Source organism: Neisseria shayeganii, assembly GCF_014054965.1.
In the GTDB taxonomy this organism is placed as follows: domain Bacteria; phylum Pseudomonadota; class Gammaproteobacteria; order Burkholderiales; family Neisseriaceae; genus Eikenella; species Eikenella shayeganii.
In genome coordinates this window covers 878,721-896,496 of the sequence record NZ_CP059567.1, presented here as the reverse complement: position 1 = coordinate 896,496, position 17,776 = coordinate 878,721, and the positions used below count along the sequence as shown (strand labels likewise).

Genomic DNA, 17,776 nt, shown 5'->3' with positions numbered 1-17,776 from the left:
GCAGTGTCACAAATGCACGCAAGCAATGTGGTGGTTTCCCGTCTGCTTGGCGGCACCAATGCCATGCGGGCGGCCGGCAAGACTTATCTGCCGCAATGGCCGCGCGAAGATACAGAGGATTACAAAATCCGCCTCAGCACCTCCACCCTGCTGCCGGTAATGGCCGAAACCTTGGGGCAGATGGTGGGCCGTGTGTTCTTCCGCGACATCGACACCGAGCAGGTTTCAGGTAGCCTGCTGCCGCTGCTGGACAACATCGACCTGCAAAACAACAATCTGCCGGTATTCTGCTCGGCGTGGTTTAAAGACGCGCTGGCCTACGGTGCTTCGTATGTGTTGGTGGACTACCCCAGCGCCGAGGGCAACCGCACCCTGGCTGATGACAAAGCGCGGGGGCTGCGACCATATGCGGTGGCGGTGCGTAATGCCGATGTGATCGGTTTCCGCAGCGAGGTTCGCGCCGGGGTGCCGGTGTGTACGCAATTCCGCTACCGCCAGGCCATCATCGAGCCGGACGGAGAGTTTGGCGAAGAGACGGTGGAGCAAATCAATGTGCTGGAGCCGGGCTTGGTGCGCCGCTACCGCAAAGACGACAAGGGCGGTTGGTATCTGCACGGCGAAAACCTACTGTCCGCCGGTGGCAGCCCGCTGGATTATGTGCCGGTGGTGGAGCTGGTGCCCAATCCGACCGGCTTTTTTGTCGGTGAGCCGCCGCTTTTGGAACTGGCGCACCTGAACGTCAAGCATTGGCAAAGCCAAAGCGACCAGGACAACATCACCCACTATGTGCGCGTGCCGCTGCTGTCTTACAGCGGATCTGAAAACCTTGAGTCGGTAGTGGCCGCCGCCGGCAACCTGTTGAGCTTGGGCATGGACGGCCGGTTGAGCTACGTTGAGCATTCCGGTGCCGCCATCGCCGCCGGCGCAAGCAGTCTGGAAAAGCTGGAAGCCGATATGCAGGCCGCCGGTGCCAAGCTGCTGATTCGCTCAAAGTTGGCCTTGACCGATTCACAGGCGCGCGAAGAGCAAGGCAAAGAAATCAGCCTGCTGCGCCACTATGCCAATCTGCTTGAGGACGCCATCGGCCGCATGCTGGACATGATGGCGCGCTGGGTGGGTGAGCAAAGCGGCGGCACGGTGGAAATTTCCGGCAATATTGACGCCGACTTCAACCCCGCCGCCAGTCTCGACGTGCTGCTGAAGATGAACGCCGCCGGCTGCTTGTCCGACCAAACCCTGTTTGAAGAGGCCAAGCGGCGCGGTTTGGTGTCGAACATGGCTGAGTGGGAAACGGAAAAAGAACGCTTGGCCGAAGAGGCGGAAACGGCGGCCCCGGCAGGCATGGACTTTGGGCAAGGCGGGCAAGGCGATGACGAAAAATGATGTGCACGTTATTCCGCTAAACGACTACCGCGAACACGATCAGAGCCGCGATTGCTGGTGCTGCCCTACGGTAAACGATGACGGCTTGGTTATCCATCACGCGATGGACGGCCGCGAGCGCTACGAATCAGGCGAGATGCTGCTGCAATGACCCCCAACGAACAAATTACCCATGATCTGCTGACGCGGCAAATCGACCTGATGCGCTATGAGCGCAGCGTGCGCCGCGAGGTACTGCAACGGCTGGAGGCCATGCGGCGCGAGGTTGAGGACAAGCTGCGCGGGCAGAATCTGGACGAGATGGGCCGGCGCGAACTGGCGGCCTTGCTGGCCGACATCGACGCCATACTCAGCCGCGACTACGACCTGATTTCAGGTAGCCTGAATACGGCCGAAGTGGTGGAAGACGAAAGCGAGTGGCTTTTTGTGTGGATGGGCGGCATGGCGGCCATGTATGGCCTACCGGAGCCGAAAAGGCTGCCTGAAACCCATAAGCAGGCCCTGCAGAACGGTTTGCTGGTGGGCGGCCTGACGATTGCCGAAGCCTTCGCCGGGCAGCGTGATGCTTTGATGCGCCGTATCCGTGCACAGGTGCGTATGGCGGCGGTTGGCGGCAGCGGCTGGGAAAGCCTGAAAACCGACCTGCAAGCGGCCTTTAAACGCGCCATTCAGCACGCCGAAACCACGACCGCCACTTGGATCAGCACCATTGCCAACCAAACGGCCTACTGGGCGGGCAAGGCCAATCCTTGGGTCAAGGGCTACCGGCATATTTCGGTGCTCGACAGCAAAACCAGCAGCGTATGTACCAACCGCCACGGCAAGCTGTGGGACAAGCAGAAACAGCCGCAGGGGCATGATTTTGAGTTTCGCGTGCCGCCCATCCATCCGAACTGCCGCAGCCGCCTGGTATGGGTAGCCGACTTGGGCGACAATTTCCAAGGCGTGAGCGGCGAAGATTGGGTGAAAGGCCGCACGCTGGCACAATTACAGGAGCAATTCGGCAAGGGTATCGGCCAGATGTTGCATGACGGCACCATCAGCCTGCATGATGCGGTACGGCGGGGCGGGCTGGTGCCGATGACGTTAAGAGAACTGCAAGAAAAATACTATACCCCGAATATTGCAGTGGCGGTTGATAAGGCATTCGCCAAATTCAAAGCTGTTGAGCCGGCCATTACCCAAGATATAAAAACCATTGCAACAAATGCTGGTGCGGCATTGGGTGGCTTGGATTATCGGCTTAAAACTAAAGCATCTTTAGCGAGAAAAGTACATGCCGATATTGTTAATGAAGCGATTTCCATTAAAGATGCCTTATCGAAAACCAATGATGTTATCCGCTATACAGCATTACTGGATACCGACAGCTTTTTTGAACAATATCGTAAGATTAACAGTGCATTGCACAATAGAGGGTATAATATCGTTCGTGTCAAGAACACTTGGTATGACGGTGCCCCATACAAGGGAATCAATACCGTTATTGAGAAAAACGGCATTTCGTTTGAAATGCAGTACCATACTCAAGCGAGCTTTGATTTAAAAAACGGTCGTTTGCATGAGCTGTATGAACAACAACGCCTGCCTGATGTGCCTGAAGCAGAAAAAGTCAGACTGATGCAGGAGATGGTTGATTTAAGTGCTAAGTTGCAAACACCTCCTAATATAGAGTTGATACGGTAATGGCTACTCTCGAACTGGCAATAGAACTTGCAGCGCGTTTCCATGCAGGACAGCGTGATAAAGGCGGGGCGCCGTATATTCTGCATCCATTGCGGGTTATGGCATCCGTATCTAGTGAGGCGGAAAAAATCGTTGCCGTGTTGCATGATATTGTCGAAGACACTGAGATGGACGAATACGGGTTAAGGCAGCATGGATTTTCCGACGAAATCGTAGAGGCTGTATTGGCTTTAACTAAAAGAGAGAAGGAAAGCCGCATTGATGCGGCCAAACGTGCCGCCGCCAATCCGATTGCACGGGTAGTGAAATTAGCAGATGTCGCCGACAATATGGATTTGAGCAGGTTAGAGGTTGTTACCACTAAAGATCTTGATCGTATTGAGCAGTACAAAGCGGTAAAACGTATTTTGGAGGCATCATGAATTATTATCTGATGTATCCAGATAGTGCAAAAATAGTTGTGCGCGGTAATCCGCGCGATACGCTTTCTTACGAGAGGTTTGATAAAACGGAAAAAGTGTGGAAGAGTGATATTAATCTGTGGTGGAAACTGGAAACCAGCGACTTTATTGATTTTAATGAAATCGACGAAGCCGAAGCATTACGCTTAATCAGCCGCATTTGAAACTGCTCGAATTATTTACAGGCTACCTGAAAGGGTGGCCTTTTTTGTTGCCCGCAGCCGGGAATGGCGCGGGTGTCTGCGGCGGATGCCGCTTTTTTTTGATGGAGTAAACGACGTGAAACTGAAATTGGACGACAACGGCAACGTGGTACTGCAAGACGGCAAACCGGTTTATGTGCATGACGACGGCAAAGAAATCCCGTTTGACGCCCCGGCGGCCATGCAGCGCATTTCGGCTCTGAATGCGGAAGCCAAGGGCCACCGCGAAGCCAAAGAAGCGGCAGAAGCCAAGCTGAAAGCCTTTGACGGTATCGACGACGCCGAGGCGGCCAAGAAAGCGCTGGCGACGGTACAGAACTTGGACGACAAAAAGCTGATTGATGCCGGCGAGGCCGATAAGGTTAAGGCGGAAGTCATCAAGTCGTATGAAGAAAAGCTGGCGGCAGCGGAAGCAGCCACGGCCAAAGTTCAAGCCCAGTTCCACAGCGAGCTGATCGGCGGCAGCTTCGCCCGCAGCAAAGTGATTGCGGACAAGCTGGCGATTCCCGCTGATGTGGCTCAGGCGTTCTTCGGCAAACATTTCGGCATTTCGGATGATGGCCGCATTGTTGCCAAGGACGCCCACGGCAACGAGATTTTCAGCCGCACCAACCCCGGCGAAAAAGCCGGCTTCGACGAGGCGCTGGAAGCCCTGATTGATGCCTACCCAAACAAGGACAGCATCCTCAAGGGCAGCGGCGCTTCCGGGGCCGGTACGACGCCTGGCGGCAGCGGTGGCGGCAAAACCCTCAGCCGTGAGCAATTTGAAGCACTCGACCCAGCAAGCCGTATGCAGGCGTTGCAGGACAAAGTACAAATCATTTAAAGAAAGGAGCCGTAAATGGCAACTCAAAACACCCTGACGGGTTTGATCCCCACCCTTTATGCCGCTTTGGACACAGTGTCCCGCGAAATGGTGGGCATGATTCCGGCAGTGAACCGAGACAGCTCGGTGGCACGTGCTGCCAAAGGCCAGACCGTGCGCTCTCCGATTGCCAAAGCCGGTGAATTGGAAGATGTGATTCCAGGCGAAAACCCGAAAAACAGCGGGGGCACCACTTTGGAATATGCTGATGTAACCATCGAACACGCCAAGGCCGCCCCGATCCTGTGGAACGGCGAAGAGCAAAAAGCCATCGGCCATACCGGCGAATACAACGCCATCTTGGCAAACCAGTTCGCCGACGGTATGCGCAAGCTGGTCAATTCGATTGAGCAAAGCGTGGCCGAAAAAGCCCTGACAGGCGCATCTTTGGCTTACGGCACCGAAGGCACCGTGCCTTTCGGCACTGCCAGTGACCTGTCCGACTTCGCAGGCATCGCAAAACTGTTGGACGACAATGGCGCGCCGGTATCCGACCGCCAGTTGGTACTCAACTCGACTGCAATGGCCAATCTGCGCGGCAAGCAATCTGTGCTGTTTAAGGTCAACGAAGCCGGCACACAGGATATGTTGCGCAACGGCATGACTGACCGCGTTCAGAACTTCGCCCTGCGCTATTCCGGCGGCATCAAGGCTCACGCCCAAGGCGCCGGCACCGGCTACCAGCTCAACGGCCAAAGCGCTGCCGGCCTGAAAAGCCTGGCTTTGAAAGCCGGCTCCGGTGCACTGGAAGCCGGCGATATTGTCACCATCGGTGGCGTGAAATACATCGTGGGCAAAAAAGTCTCCAGTGCGTCTGATAAGTTGGAGCTTAACGCCGGCCTGATTGCTCAAGGTAATGCCAGTGACGCCATCACTTCCTTCGGTAATTTCACGCCGAACTTTGCCTTCGACCGCAACGCGATTGTGTTGGCGACCCGCGCGCCGGCCCTTCCGGACGGCGGCGACTCCGCCGACGATGCAATGATGCTGACCGATCCGATTACCGGCCTCAGCTTCGAGGTGCGCGTTTACCGCCAATACCGTCGCGTCAAATACGAGGTGGCGATGGCATGGGGTAGCGCAGTCATCAAGCCTGAGCATCTGGTGGTATTGGCCCACTAACCTGATTCAGGCTACCTGAAAAGCGAGCTTCTGCCGGTATCGGCAGCGGCGTTTGAGTGTTTCAGGTAGCCTGAACCTATCCAGCAGAAAGGGAAAGCAATGATTAAGGTACATAAAGACGGCCAATATCTGATTGTGCACGAAAGCACCGAACAAGGCCACGCAAAGCTCGGCTGGAATGTGGTGGAGCGTGATTTGCCTGATGAGGCCGAAGCCATGCCGCTCGATCCGCACAAGCTCGGTACCGCCGACCTGAAAGCCGAACTGGCCGCGCGCCAAATTGAGGTGCCGGAAGGGGCAAAGAAAGACGACCTGGTGGCTTTGCTGGAAGCGGCACTGGCGGCAGAAGGCGGCGGCCATGATTAAGGTGCCGCAGGACAGCTATGTCAGCGTGGCCGATGCCACGGCTTATCACACCTTACGCCAATCCGCCGAAGCGTGGGCGGCGATGGATGACACAGCCAAAGAACGGGCGCTGGTGACGGCGTCCGATTTTTTGGACGTGAACTACCGCCTGAAAGACGGCCTGAACGCCGCTATGCGCGCCGGACGTACCGAGGTGTTGCCCGAGGTGCAGAAGGCTGTGTGTGAGTTGGCGATGCGCCGTGATTTACTGGCTCCGCCCAAGCCGAAGCAGAAGAGCTTGGCGAAAGGCACGATGTCGGTTACTTATGCCGATGACAGCACCGGCAGGCAGGCGGACTACATCAAATCACTTTTGCAGGCGCTGATACCGAAAACGGCACATTCGGCGCCGGTGCAGAGAGGATGAACCATGAAAACATTGATTGCCCCGCCCGAATTTGAGGTGGTTTCTTTCGGCGGCGAAACCTATCCTGTGCAGGACGGCAAAGTGTCCGTGCCGGATGAGGCGGCACCGTATCTGTACCAATACGGCTTTGCCAACGAAGAAAAACCGGCCAAGCCGAAGTCGGCCAAAGCGGCCGAGGCGGCAACGTCATGATGCGGCTGGAACTGATCGGCGACGACCACATACGGGCGGCGCTGCGCGATTACGGCCGCAACATCGAGCGGGAACTGGACAGCAGCATGGCCTTTATCGTGCTGCGGCTGCAAAAGCATATCCGCACGCACAAGCTGCTGGGCCAAGTGCTTAACCGCCGCACCGGCAATCTGCGCGCCAACATCATCCGGCGGGTGGAAAAAACGGACGGCCAGACCGTAGGCATTGTGGGTATCGGCAAAGGCGCTCCCTATGGCAAGCTGCACGAATATGGCTATTCCGGTACGCAGACGGTGGCCGCGCACATCCGCACGCAGAAAACCGCCTGGGGCAAACGCCTGAAAACACCGGTTCAGGTGCGGGTGTCGGCGCACACGCGGCGGGTCAATCTGCCGGAGCGCTCGTTTATGCGCACGGCGCTGGCCGATATGACACCGCTGATTGAAGCCGAATTGACGGCCGCCGTGAAAAGGAGCTTGCGATGATCGACCGGGAAGCGATTTACACCGCCCTGTTTGCCAAACTGCAAACGGCCGGCGGCTTCAAAACCTATTCCCGCCATCTGCGGCATTGGGATGATGTGGCGCCGCACGAGCAGCCCGCCCTGTTTCTGTCGCCGGTGGAAGAAACCGTGCAGCCGCACACCGCCACCGGCAGCCGATACCTGATGCGGGCCAATGTGTATGTGTACGTTCATTCTGACAACACGCCGAGCGTGGAATTAAACCGCCGTCTGGATGCGCTGACGCAGACCATGAATACGCCGCATCCGATTACCGGCCAAACCACCCTGCCGGTGCCGGGCGTGGAGCGTTGCCGCATTGAAGGGCAGATCGAGATGGACGAGGGTTTATTCGGCGAACAGGCTTTTGCCGTGGTGCCGATTGTGATGTTGGTTACCGATGCCGCCTGATGGCGGCTTTATTTTTGAGAAAGGAAATGTCATGCAACTGACTTTTGGCGCAGGCGAAGTATTCGCCCAACTGATTACCGACGCCCACGGCGTGCCGGTGGCAAATGCCACCCCCATCCGCATCATGGGTTTGCAGGAAATGTCGGTGGACGTGTCGGCAGAATTGAAAGAGTACCACGGCCAAAACCGCTTTGCGCTGGCGGTGGCGCAAGGCAAAGTGAAGGTGTCCGGCAAAATGAAGGGGGCGCTCATCAACGGTTTGGCGCTCAATACCCTCTTTTTCGGCGACAAGTTTGCCAGCGGCACCATGAAGGCTATCCATGCCGACACGGAAGGCAAGCAGATCCCCAATTCCACTGCCTACACCATTCAGGCGACGACGCCGTCATCCGGCACCTTTACCGAAGATTTGGGCGTCATCGGCTCGGACGGCACCACCTACATCAAGGTTTCAGGTAGCCCGCAGGCCGGCCAGTATTCGGTAAGCACCGGCGGCCTTTATACCTTCAACGAGACGGACAAGGGCAAAACGGTGTATCCGAGCTACGCCTACACCTACACTTTGCCCGGCTCGAAAAAAATCGACCTGGCCAATATGGCGATGGGCAACACGCCGACGTTCAAACTTTCTTACTTGACCCAGTTCAAGGGCAAAAAGGCGCTGCTGGAACTGGAAAGCGTAACCAGCGGCAAGCTGGGCTTGTTCGGCACCAAGAACGATGACTTCTCGGTACCGGAATTGGACTTCACCGCCTCCACCGACGAGGCCGGCTTCAAAGTCGGCACGCTGTGGTTGCATGAGTAAGACGGATTGGCCGGCTACCTGAACAGCTTTCAGGTGGCCGCCCTGATTTTCAGGCAGCCTGATTCGGGCTGCTTTTTCTTTTGGAGCAAAGCACATGACCGTAAAAATCGCCGGTGTGGCCGTTACCTTAAACGGCCAAGAATATGTGATTCCCCCGATTGCGCTGGGGGCGTTGGAGCAGTTGCAGGAGCGCATCGGCCGTTTCGACGGCAACGCGCAGGATATTCAGCAGGTCTCGACCGTGATCGACTGCGCCCACGCCGCCCTGCGCCGCAATTATCCCGATCTGACCCGCGAACAGGTGGCCGATTTGATCGACATCGGCAACATGACGGAGGTATTTGAGGCGGTAATGGACGTTTCCGGCCTCAAACGCAAAGCGCAGGAAGCCGAACGCGCGGGGGAAGCGGTGGCGGCGGGTTAGATTTCGGCGGCATGATGGCCCACATTTGCGCCTCTACGGGGTGGACGTGGGACTATGTGGCCGAAAATATCGACCTGCCGCGCATACAGCACCTGAGCGAATATTGGCGCCGGCATCCGCCGGTGCATATCTTGGTAGCGTCTTATATCGGCTACCGCGCGCCCGATCCGGCAACGCTGGCGGCAGAAGAAGCCGAAGCGGTGCAGATGTTCGGCGGTGGCGAAACGCTGTCGGCGCAGGAATTTGAAGCCTTGCTGAAAGAGAAAGGCATTATTCAGGCTACCTGAACAGGCGGCCTGATTTTGATGTGAGGGATGCAAATGGGCAATGCTGTTTTCCCCAAGCTGCCCGGCCTGAAATGGGGTGTCAAGAAAACGCCGGTATGGAGTACCAAAATCCAGAAATCGGCCAGCGGGCGGGAGCTGCGGGCAGCTTATTACAGCTACCCATTGTGGAAATTTTCCCTGTCGTTCGAGGTGTTGCGCACGCAGACATCGGTCAACGAACTGGAGCAGCTGGCCGGCTTCTTCAACGCCCGGCGCGGCAGCTTCGAGAGCTTTTTGTACGAAGACCCGACCGACAACCAAGTGGCCGACCAACTGATCGGCCGCGTGGTGCAGGGGCAGACCAAATATCAGCTGGTACGCGCTTTCGGCGGCTTTATAGAACCGGTGCTGGCGGTAAAAGGCAACCCGGAAATCAAGGTCAACGGGCGGCTGATGCGAAAAGGCGCGGATTACGCGCTGACCGACACCGGACAGGTGGTGTTTCAAACCCCGTTGACCGCCGGCCACAACATCACTTGGAGCGGTGGCTTTTATTTTCGCGTGCGCTTTCTGCAAGACGCAGCGGATTTTGAAAACTTTATCGGCCACCTGTGGGCGGCGCGGCGGATTGAGTTTCAGAGCGTGAAATTGTGATGAAGGTTGTAGGGGTGTTTTTTTACAAGGCAATCCTTTTGTGGATATCACATAAAAAGCGTTAAAACCTACTGACATACTTCACTACACTTCTCAAAAAATTTTTTGCTTTAATGCATCTTGAGCAGACGGCAAAGAAAAGACCCGCAAGGGCGGAATCCTTGCGGGCCAGATACATTAACTTAGTAGGAGTAAGTCAATGAATGTGGAAGATTATACGAAAATTTTAGATAAGGCGATAGAGAAAATGGATAAGCTTTCTGAAAAACGATTTTGGGCAATTTGGGCAATTCTTGCCATGTTCGCATTCGGTTATATCTTGTCGTCCGTGGCTGCTATGCTGAAGTAACAGCACTAGGCAAGTCTTCTGCATGGAGTAATTTATGAGACAGGCAAGCCAAGAATTAATTGAGTTGCTGCACGGCAGCGATGAATTTGAGATGGCGGATTTGTTCGCCTTTACGTTGGCTTCCGGCGTGGTGCTGCGGCATACCTCTGCCGATATGCCTGTGCGCTGGGACGGCCAGACATTTGACGCACACAGCCTGATTATCCGGCGCGGCGCCACGCGGATTTCTCGCGGCTTGGAAGTGGACAGCAACGAATTACGGATTGCGGCCAAAGAAGGTCACAAGCTCGAAGGACTACCATGGCCGGAAGCGGCTTTGGGCGGCGCTTTGGATGGGGCGCGGGTTAAGATTGAGCGGGTATTCTGCCGCGATTGGCAGCCGGTCGGTACGGTGATTTTGTTCGCTGGCCGGGTGTCGGATGTTTCCGGCAGCCGATCCACGGTGGAAGTGTCGGTCAAATCGGACATCGAACTGCTGAATGTGAGCAGCCCGCGCAATATCTATCAGGCCGGCTGTATGCGCCAGCTGTATGACAGCGGCTGCGGCGTGGATCGGGCGCGGTTCACGGTAAACGGCCGCGTGGTGGCAAACAGCACCAACGGCACGCAGTTGCAATGTAATCTGACGCAGGCCGACGGCTGGTTCGACCAGGGCGTGATTAAGTTCACCGGCGGCAAAAATGCCGGCCTGACGCGCACGGTCAAAAGCCACGTTTCAGGCAGCCTGAGCTTCGCGCTGCGCCTGCCGCATCCGCCCAAAGTCGGCGACACCTTCATAATCTACCCGGGTTGCGACAAACGGCAGGCAACGTGCCAGGCCAAGTTCGACAACGTGATTCATTTCCGGGGTTTCCCTTATATTCCGTCGGCGGATACGGTGGTGTAAAAACAACTTGCATTATGGCGCAATGGTTGTTTAATATTACATTTCTTTACAAAATAGGAATGAGTGATGAAAGCAATTTTGATTTTATCGGGCATATTGGCGCTATCTGGTTGTGCAATGACTTATAAAGCGCCCGTGACTGCAGATAAACCATATTCTGCCGATTTAAATGCTGATAAAGCGGCTATCATGGCCGCTGCGAAGGTTGTTTTGGTGAATGAAGGATACACCATTACGAGTGCTGACGATAATGCTGGAGTTATTTCAACATCCCCCCATGATATGAGGCTGAAGCCAGAACAAGCGGACTGCGGCACAACATTGGGTATTGATTATCTGAAAGACAACCGCACCACCACATCAGTTGCTTTGGGGCTTGTTGTTACCGATGGCAATGTTTTGGTTAAATCTAAAATCCAAGGGCACTATATCCCACAGGCAACCATGTTATCTTGTGTTTCCAGAGGGAGTATTGAACAGGATTTCTTGCAAAAATTGAAGCAACGATTAGGACAGTAAATCATGAAGCCGCCTGGTTTAAGGCGGTTTTTTTATTGGGTGTGATATGGATATGCGCGAACGCATCGCCGCCGAAGCGGCAAGCTGGCTGGGTACGCCCTACCATCATCAGGCGATGGTTAAGGGTGCCGGCGTGGACTGCGCCATGATTTTGGTGGCGGTGTACCACGCCTGCGGCCTGATTCCTGCTATCGACCCGCGCCCTTATCCGCAAGACTGGCATCTGCACCGGGACACGGAGCGTTATTTGGGCTGGGTGAATCAATACGCGCACGAAGTGGCCGAGCCGCAAAAAGGCGATCTGGCCGTCTGGCGCTTCGGCCGCACCTTCTCGCACGGGGGCATCTGTTTGGACGGCACGGCCATCATTCACGCCTACATTGGGCGCGGGGTGGTATTGGACGACCGGAATCAGGCGGAGTTGCAGGCGCGGCCGGTGCGGTTTTACAGTTTGCTTTGATGTTGAGTGATTTCAGGCTGCCTGATTGAGGGCGGCCTTTTTTGTTGAGGTCTTTATGGGCGGCAAAACATCCACCATTGCTACCAGTGAACAGCGGATTTTGTCTTTACAGGTGCAGCAATCCAGCCAAGGCGTGACGCTGCCGGTGGTGTACGGACGCACCCGCGTGCCGGGCAATTTGGTGTGGTACGGCGATTTCACGGTCATCGAACACAAAACCGTAACCCGCCAGGGCGGCAAGGGCGGCGGCGGTGTCAGACAGGTGGACATCCAATACACCTACGAAGCAGCCGTGATGATGGCGCTGTGCGAAGGCGAAATCAAAGGCATCGTGAACGTGTGGCGGGACAAGGAAAAGTTTGCCGGCTTGGCTCCCTTGCGCCTGAATCTGGCCGCCGGCAGCCGCAATCAGCCGGTTTGGGCGCATTTGCAGCAGGAAAAGCACCGGGCGCAAGCCATCAGCTATTCCGACACCGCCTACGTTTACAGCCCGAATTACGAGCTGACCAAATCCGCCCAAATCTATAACCATAATTTCGAAGTGGACGGTAAGCTCGGTTACTCTGAAACCATCGTGGACGCCAATCCGGCCGATATTCTGGTGGATCTGCTGACCAACCAAAACTACGGCTGCGGCTTCCCGGTGGAAAACATGGGCAATACGGAGGTGTACAGTACCTATTGCCGCGCCGCAGGCATCTTCCTTAGCCCCGCCTACAAAGAGCAGATCGAGGCGCACCAAAACATCACCGAGCTGTTGGAGCAGACCAACTCTGCCGCTGTGTTTTCGCAAGGCCGCCTGAATATCGTGCCCTATGGCGACGCGCAACTGGCCGGCAACGGCGCAGTGTATGTGCCGAACCTGACGCCTCTTTATGATTTGGACGATGACGATTTTTTGGTAAGCGATGCCGAAGACCCGGTACGCAAAGCGCGCAAAACCGGCGCCGACGCCTACAACCGGGTGGAGATTGAATATCTCGACCGTGCCAACGACTACAACATTGCCGTCATGCCGGCGGAAGACCAAGCAAATATCGAGCAATACGGCCTGCGGCCGAAAGAGGCGGTGCAGATGCACGCCATTTGCGACAAGGCGGTGGCGCAGCAGGTGGCCCAACTGACCCTGCAGCGGGCGCTGTATGTGCGCAACGAATACGAGTTTCGTTTGGGCTGGAAATACTGCCTGCTGGAGCCTATGGATTTGGTCACGCTCACCGATACCGGGCTGGGCTTGGAAAAAACGCCGGTGCGCATCATCGAAATCGAAGAAGATGCCGACGGTACGCTGACCGTGCGCGCGGAAGATTTCCCGTTCGGTATCGCTTCGGCTACCAGCTACCCGACACAGCCGGCTTTGGGCTACTCGGCCAATTACAACATCGCACCGGGCAATGCCCATGCGCCAGTGATGTTTGAAGCACCGCTGCAACTCACCAACGGCGAGCCTCAAATCTGGCTGGCGACCGCCGGCGGCGAGAACTGGGGCGGTGCGGAAGTGTGGGTATCGACCGACGGCGACAGTTATGTGCGCGTGGGCAATCTCGATCACAAAGCCCGCTACGGCAGCCTTCAAGCCGCCTTGCCGGAAGGGGCGGTTTACGACAACGTGAACACGCTTCAGGTAGCCATTGGAGCTGGACAATTGCAGGCGGCCACCGAGGCCGAAGCCCGCGATATGCTGACTGCCTGCTATGCGGACGGCGAATTTTTGGCCTACGAAAGCGCCGAATTGACCGGCGTCGGCCGCTATACCCTGGGCAAACTGGTGCGCGGCGCGTGGGGCAGCCATATCGCCCGCCACGGAGCCGGTACGCCCTTCGTGCGCCTGGATGATGCGCTGTTCCGCTACACCTTTGACAAGGCGTGGCTGGGTAAAACGGTTTGGGTCAAGCTGGTTTCCTACAACGTATTTGGCTCGGCTCTGCAGGAACTGGCCGAAGTGGCAGCTTACAGCTACACCATTGTCGGGGCACCGCTGGGGCAGGTAGCCAATCTGCGCCTGACATCGGCATGGGCCTACGGCCGCAATGCGTCTGTGGCATGGGACAAACTGGACGGCGCAGACAGCTACGACGTGGAGGTGTTCGCTGCGAACAACCAAGCCCGCCTGCGCCTGATTGAAGGCGTGGTGGACAATCGCTACACCTACACGCTGGCCGACATGAAAGCCGACGGCGGACAGGTGCGCGATGTAGTGTTCCGCGTGCGCGGCCGCGCCGTGACCGGCAAAACCGGCGCATGGGTGCAAGTAGTGGCGCAAAATCCGCAACTACAAGCGCTGCAAGGCATCGAACTGGACAGCGGCCTGAAACAGGTGGTGTTCAAATGCGCGGCACCGGCGGAAGAAGACTTTGCCGGCGTGCTGCTGTGGTTGGACGACACCCCCGCTTGCCCGGCCATCGAAGCCAATCTGGCCTATGACGGACAGGATACTTTTGTTGTTTTGACTAAGTGCAAAGGCAAGCCCTTGGAAGGCGGCAAAACCTATTATCTACGCGCCGCCGGCTACGACAGCTTCGACAAGCAAAACCTGAACATCAGCAGCAGCCACGCCTTTACGGTGTACGAAGTCAATGTGATTGCCAAAGAGCTGGGCGAGAGCAACCTTCAGACTGCCTTAAAGGGGCGGCTGGACTTAATCGACGGCAACGGTGCCGGCAGCGTCAATCAACGCCTGCTGCAATCCGAACAGAAAGCAGCTAACGATCTGCTATTGGAAGCGCAACGAATCGGCGCCAAAGTGAGCGCCGTGGAAAACGTGAACGCTCAACAGGCGCAGCAAATTGCCACGGTCACAGCGTCTCAGGGGGATTTGGCCGCCGCCCTGCAAACGGAAAAACAGGCCCGCATCAACGGCGACCAAGCAGAAGCCACAGCCCGGCAGGCGCTGGCCGCCCAGCACGGGCAGACCGCCGCACTGGTAACAGCCCTGCAACAGACGGTGGCAAACAACCAGCAATCGTCTGCTACCCAAATCGAGCAGATGCGGGCCGCCTTAAACGACCCGGACAACCTGTGCCGCAACCCCTCCATGCGCGAAAACACCACCGGTTGGATAAGGATGGCGCGTGAACAGGCCGATGGGCAATGGGTGGGTCTGGCGCGCCAACGCGACCAGTTCAGTGATTTCTGGGTGCCGGTTAACCCCGGTGATGTGGTTTATTGTGCGATGTGGGTCAAAAACAAAGGCGACACCAACGCCATCGGCATCGGCATTCATACGCAGGCGCAAACCGGCGGCGACAGTTGGATTATTCACAAACGGGCATCGACCACGGTCGAGGGCTGGCAGAAGGTGGAAAGTTTCATTACCGTGCCGGCAAACGCCGTTCGGATGCGCTTGTTTGTGCAGGTGCTCAAGGCGTATAACGTCACCAGTCCGGGTTATCACGTCCGCGATATTGAGTGGCGCAAGGTCAACGCCCTGTCTCCGGTAACGGCCGGCATCACCGAAACCCGGCAGGCGATTGCCACGGTGGAGGGCAAGGTACAGGCGATGTACACCATGCGGGTAGATGCCAACGGCCACATTGCGGCGTTCGGCCTCTCCAGCGAAGTGCAAAACGGCACCGCCACCGGCAAGGCCATTTTCAATGTGGATGCGTTCGGTATCGGCTCCACCGGCAAGACCACGCGCTACCCGTTTACCGTGGACACCAACAGCGACACGGTAGGCATCAACGGCGCTCTGGTGGTCAACGGCAAGGCGATTATCGACAAGCTCAACGCGGGCGACATTAACGGCAACAAAATTGCCGCCCATTCGATCACGGCCAACCATCTTCAGGCACGTGCGGTGACGGCGGATAAAATCGCGGCCCAAAGCATTACCGGCGACAAAATCGCAGCCAACCAAGAGATTGTTGCTCCGTTAGTGACCGGCGGCACCCTCAGTGGCGCCGTTATTCAAGGCGGAAGTGCGAACTTCGGCAACGGGCAATGCACGATTACATCAGCCGGCTACCTGACGGCCCAAAATGCCAACATTACCGGTCACATTACGGCCAATTCGGGCGTGTTCCGTGGGCGTATCGAAGCCAACGAAGGCTTTTTTAACGGCACGGTAAGGGCGGATAAAATCTTGGGTAATATCGTTACCGTAAAAAACCTGAAAGGAGAAACACAAGAGAAAATCTTGCTGGCCGATACAGGCTACCACGCCACGTTCACCAGCATTATTCTTTCCCTGCAAGCATGGATTACTCCACAGCAAGATATGCAGAGTTATCGTTCCTATTATCTACCACTCAATTTTTTAGTAGATGGAGAGCAGCGCGAACAAATTATTCTGAAAATGACATTCGGACCGCCTTTGGGCAGCCGCTTGAAAAGCGCTTATGTTGACTTGACCAACTACGACTACACCTTTACCGGTCAGCGACTAGAGTTGCAAATTGGGCAAGCCTACGATGATAGGGGTAACCACCATGTGCAAACGTGGTATTACTCTCCGCCTGTTTTCAGGAACGGCTCCATCTGCATTACCGTGCCCAGCCAGTCCAACTAACCCGCCCCGCAAGGGGCATTTTTTATACCTGAAAGAAAGGAAATGCCATGTCAAACCAAGAGCAAAAAGACGTGATTGCGCTGAAATTGGAAATGGAAGACGAAACCACCGGCGCGGTGGCGTCGCACCATGTTTTATCCAGCTACACCGTTTATCTGCAACAAAACAGCGTGCATGCCATGTTTGCCACCTACGTCAGCAAACGCGCCTACGAAGCGGGCAAGCAGCCGGTTTCCCACGGCGCCAGCATCCATATTGCCGCCCTGCCGCCGTCAGACGAGCCGGTGGCGAAATGGATTTACCGCCATGCCGCCGCTCCAGCCGGGGAAGACAATCACAATCCTTCACCGCTGGCTGGCGCCGAATTGGTGTACGCCGATTGATTTCAGGCTACCTGAAAGGAAAACGACATGAAAAAACGACTCTGTAAATTGTGCGAACGCATCGGCCGCGCCTGTATCTGGCCGGTGCGGGCGGCGAATTTTGTCGCCGGCCTGCTGTTCCTGCCGAAACCGTGGCGGGCGTGGCTGTTCGGCACGGGGACGCGGGCATTAAAGGTTTTGAACATCGCCATCTTGCTCGGTTGGGCGGCCATGCTGTTGCACGGCGGTTTTGGCAATCTGCCGACTTACGCGGGCTTTTCAAAAGTTCCCGTGCCGTGGGCGGTGGCGGCGCTGCTGGTGGTATCCGCTCTACTGGGCTGGGCGCTGTATGACGGCAGCCTGCGCGGCCGCATCATCGGCGGAGCCGCACTGATGTTGGCGGGTTTGGTGTGGCTGCTGGTGGGCATCAGCTTTTGGACGGGCTACCCGCCGCTGCATACGGGCATGGTGGTGTACCCCACCCTGTCGCTGCTGTCGGTGCTGGCGGGCGACCACATGCGCGACACGGCGCGGGCGGAACGGTTTGAACGGGCGGAGAAGGAAGGTGCATAGTGATTTGGGAATTATGGAGCAACCCGGCGCTGTTGGCGGCGGTATCGGCCTTATTGGCCTCTGTGCGCGTGGCCATCAACCATCCTGCCCGTAGCCTGTCGGCCAAGCTGTGCGACATCGCGGTGGCGGTGGTTTTGGGTGCCGCGCTGGCTGAATACGCCACGCCGGCGGAAGCCCCGCGTCTATCGCTGCTGGTGGGTTTAGTGGCCGGCGGCGTGTGTGACTCGGTGCTGGACGCGGTGCGGGCGCTCTCGCCCAAGGCGGCGGGCATATTGGTGGACGGCTGGCTGGCGAAATTCGGTTACAGCCGCAAGCCAAACGAGCCGCCGGACAGCTCTGCTCCGGGTTAATTTGTAGATTCAGGCAGCCTG

General features: G+C 56.8%; 24 protein-coding genes. All 24 read left to right on the top strand.

Translation table 11 applies throughout. The annotated features are described in order from the left end of the window. The first annotated feature begins 12 nt into the window (after positions 1 to 12). Complete coding sequence (locus tag H3L94_RS04280; RefSeq protein WP_244958840.1) at positions 13 to 1,383, top strand: DUF4055 domain-containing protein; 1,371 nt, start codon at positions 13 to 15, stop codon at positions 1,381 to 1,383. Then, entirely contained in the window at positions 1,370 to 1,534 is a 165-nt protein-coding gene (locus H3L94_RS04275) for a hypothetical protein (RefSeq protein ID WP_009118322.1), read from the top strand. Before H3L94_RS04280 ends, H3L94_RS04275 begins: the two co-directional genes overlap by 14 nt. Then, positions 1,531 to 3,069: a minor capsid protein gene (locus H3L94_RS04270; protein WP_182122795.1), complete on the top strand. Its 1,539-nt coding sequence runs from the start codon at positions 1,531 to 1,533 to the stop codon at positions 3,067 to 3,069. The genes H3L94_RS04275 and H3L94_RS04270 overlap by 4 nt, the downstream gene beginning before the upstream one ends. Then, positions 3,069 to 3,491, top strand: coding sequence for an HD domain-containing protein (locus H3L94_RS04265; RefSeq protein WP_182122794.1), 423 nt, complete (start codon positions 3,069 to 3,071; stop codon positions 3,489 to 3,491). Before H3L94_RS04270 ends, H3L94_RS04265 begins: the two co-directional genes overlap by 1 nt. Further along, positions 3,488 to 3,694: a hypothetical protein gene (locus H3L94_RS04260; protein ID WP_182122793.1), complete on the top strand. Its 207-nt coding sequence runs from the start codon at positions 3,488 to 3,490 to the stop codon at positions 3,692 to 3,694. The genes H3L94_RS04265 and H3L94_RS04260 overlap by 4 nt, the downstream gene beginning before the upstream one ends. A gap of 115 nt (positions 3,695 to 3,809) precedes the next feature. Beyond that, positions 3,810 to 4,559, top strand: a complete 750-nt coding sequence (locus H3L94_RS04255; RefSeq protein ID WP_040660043.1) for a DUF6651 domain-containing protein — start codon at positions 3,810 to 3,812, stop codon at positions 4,557 to 4,559. 15 nt (positions 4,560 to 4,574) lie between these two features. After that, positions 4,575 to 5,720 (top strand): major capsid protein, encoded by a 1,146-nt coding sequence (locus H3L94_RS04250; protein WP_182122792.1) that lies wholly within the window; start codon positions 4,575 to 4,577, stop codon positions 5,718 to 5,720. Positions 5,721 to 5,819: 99 nt separating this feature from the next. Continuing rightward, a complete protein-coding gene (locus H3L94_RS04245) occupies positions 5,820 to 6,086 on the top strand; it encodes a HeH/LEM domain-containing protein (RefSeq protein WP_182122791.1) in 267 nt (88 codons plus the stop codon). Then, positions 6,079 to 6,492 (top strand): DnaT-like ssDNA-binding protein, encoded by a 414-nt coding sequence (locus H3L94_RS04240; protein WP_182122790.1) that lies wholly within the window; start codon positions 6,079 to 6,081, stop codon positions 6,490 to 6,492. The genes H3L94_RS04245 and H3L94_RS04240 overlap by 8 nt, the downstream gene beginning before the upstream one ends. A 3-nt stretch (positions 6,493 to 6,495) precedes the next feature. Then, positions 6,496 to 6,684 (top strand): hypothetical protein, encoded by a 189-nt coding sequence (locus tag H3L94_RS04235; RefSeq protein ID WP_182122789.1) that lies wholly within the window; start codon positions 6,496 to 6,498, stop codon positions 6,682 to 6,684. Further along, positions 6,681 to 7,169: an HK97 gp10 family phage protein gene (locus H3L94_RS04230; RefSeq protein WP_182122788.1), complete on the top strand. Its 489-nt coding sequence runs from the start codon at positions 6,681 to 6,683 to the stop codon at positions 7,167 to 7,169. Before H3L94_RS04235 ends, H3L94_RS04230 begins: the two co-directional genes overlap by 4 nt. Next, a complete protein-coding gene (locus H3L94_RS04225; RefSeq protein WP_182122787.1) occupies positions 7,166 to 7,597 on the top strand; it encodes a hypothetical protein in 432 nt (143 codons plus the stop codon). The genes H3L94_RS04230 and H3L94_RS04225 overlap by 4 nt, the downstream gene beginning before the upstream one ends. 31 nt (positions 7,598 to 7,628) lie before the next feature. Next, positions 7,629 to 8,402, top strand: coding sequence for a hypothetical protein (locus tag H3L94_RS04220; RefSeq protein WP_182122786.1), 774 nt, complete (start codon positions 7,629 to 7,631; stop codon positions 8,400 to 8,402). 94 nt (positions 8,403 to 8,496) lie between these two features. Then, on the top strand, positions 8,497 to 8,826 hold the full coding sequence (locus tag H3L94_RS04215; RefSeq protein WP_182122785.1) for a hypothetical protein: 330 nt from the start codon (positions 8,497 to 8,499) through the stop codon (positions 8,824 to 8,826). A gap of 11 nt (positions 8,827 to 8,837) precedes the next feature. After that, the gene (locus H3L94_RS04210) at positions 8,838 to 9,113 is read left to right on the top strand and encodes a hypothetical protein (RefSeq protein ID WP_182122784.1); all 276 of its coding nucleotides are present in this window, start codon (positions 8,838 to 8,840) and stop codon (positions 9,111 to 9,113) included. Between the two features lie 33 nt (positions 9,114 to 9,146). Continuing rightward, positions 9,147 to 9,746: a DUF2460 domain-containing protein gene (locus H3L94_RS04205; RefSeq protein ID WP_182122783.1), complete on the top strand. Its 600-nt coding sequence runs from the start codon at positions 9,147 to 9,149 to the stop codon at positions 9,744 to 9,746. A gap of 199 nt (positions 9,747 to 9,945) precedes the next feature. Beyond that, positions 9,946 to 10,095, top strand: a complete 150-nt coding sequence (locus H3L94_RS04200; RefSeq protein ID WP_182122782.1) for a hypothetical protein — start codon at positions 9,946 to 9,948, stop codon at positions 10,093 to 10,095. A gap of 34 nt (positions 10,096 to 10,129) precedes the next feature. Beyond that, positions 10,130 to 10,981, top strand: a complete 852-nt coding sequence (locus tag H3L94_RS04195; protein ID WP_182122781.1) for a DUF2163 domain-containing protein — start codon at positions 10,130 to 10,132, stop codon at positions 10,979 to 10,981. A 66-nt stretch (positions 10,982 to 11,047) separates the two neighbouring features. After that, the gene (locus tag H3L94_RS04190) at positions 11,048 to 11,500 is read left to right on the top strand and encodes a hypothetical protein (protein WP_182122780.1); all 453 of its coding nucleotides are present in this window, start codon (positions 11,048 to 11,050) and stop codon (positions 11,498 to 11,500) included. Positions 11,501 to 11,546: 46 nt separating this feature from the next. After that, positions 11,547 to 11,960, top strand: coding sequence for an NlpC/P60 family protein (locus H3L94_RS04185; protein WP_182122779.1), 414 nt, complete (start codon positions 11,547 to 11,549; stop codon positions 11,958 to 11,960). Positions 11,961 to 12,015: 55 nt separating this feature from the next. Continuing rightward, on the top strand, positions 12,016 to 16,470 hold the full coding sequence (locus H3L94_RS04180; RefSeq protein WP_182122778.1) for a phage tail protein: 4,455 nt from the start codon (positions 12,016 to 12,018) through the stop codon (positions 16,468 to 16,470). Between the two features lie 47 nt (positions 16,471 to 16,517). Further along, positions 16,518 to 16,853 (top strand): hypothetical protein, encoded by a 336-nt coding sequence (locus H3L94_RS04175; protein ID WP_182122777.1) that lies wholly within the window; start codon positions 16,518 to 16,520, stop codon positions 16,851 to 16,853. A gap of 27 nt (positions 16,854 to 16,880) precedes the next feature. Next, entirely contained in the window at positions 16,881 to 17,405 is a 525-nt protein-coding gene (locus H3L94_RS04170) for a hypothetical protein (RefSeq protein WP_182122776.1), read from the top strand. Beyond that, positions 17,405 to 17,755 (top strand): hypothetical protein, encoded by a 351-nt coding sequence (locus H3L94_RS04165; RefSeq protein ID WP_182122775.1) that lies wholly within the window; start codon positions 17,405 to 17,407, stop codon positions 17,753 to 17,755. The genes H3L94_RS04170 and H3L94_RS04165 overlap by 1 nt, the downstream gene beginning before the upstream one ends. The last annotated feature ends 21 nt before the right edge of the window (positions 17,756 to 17,776 follow it).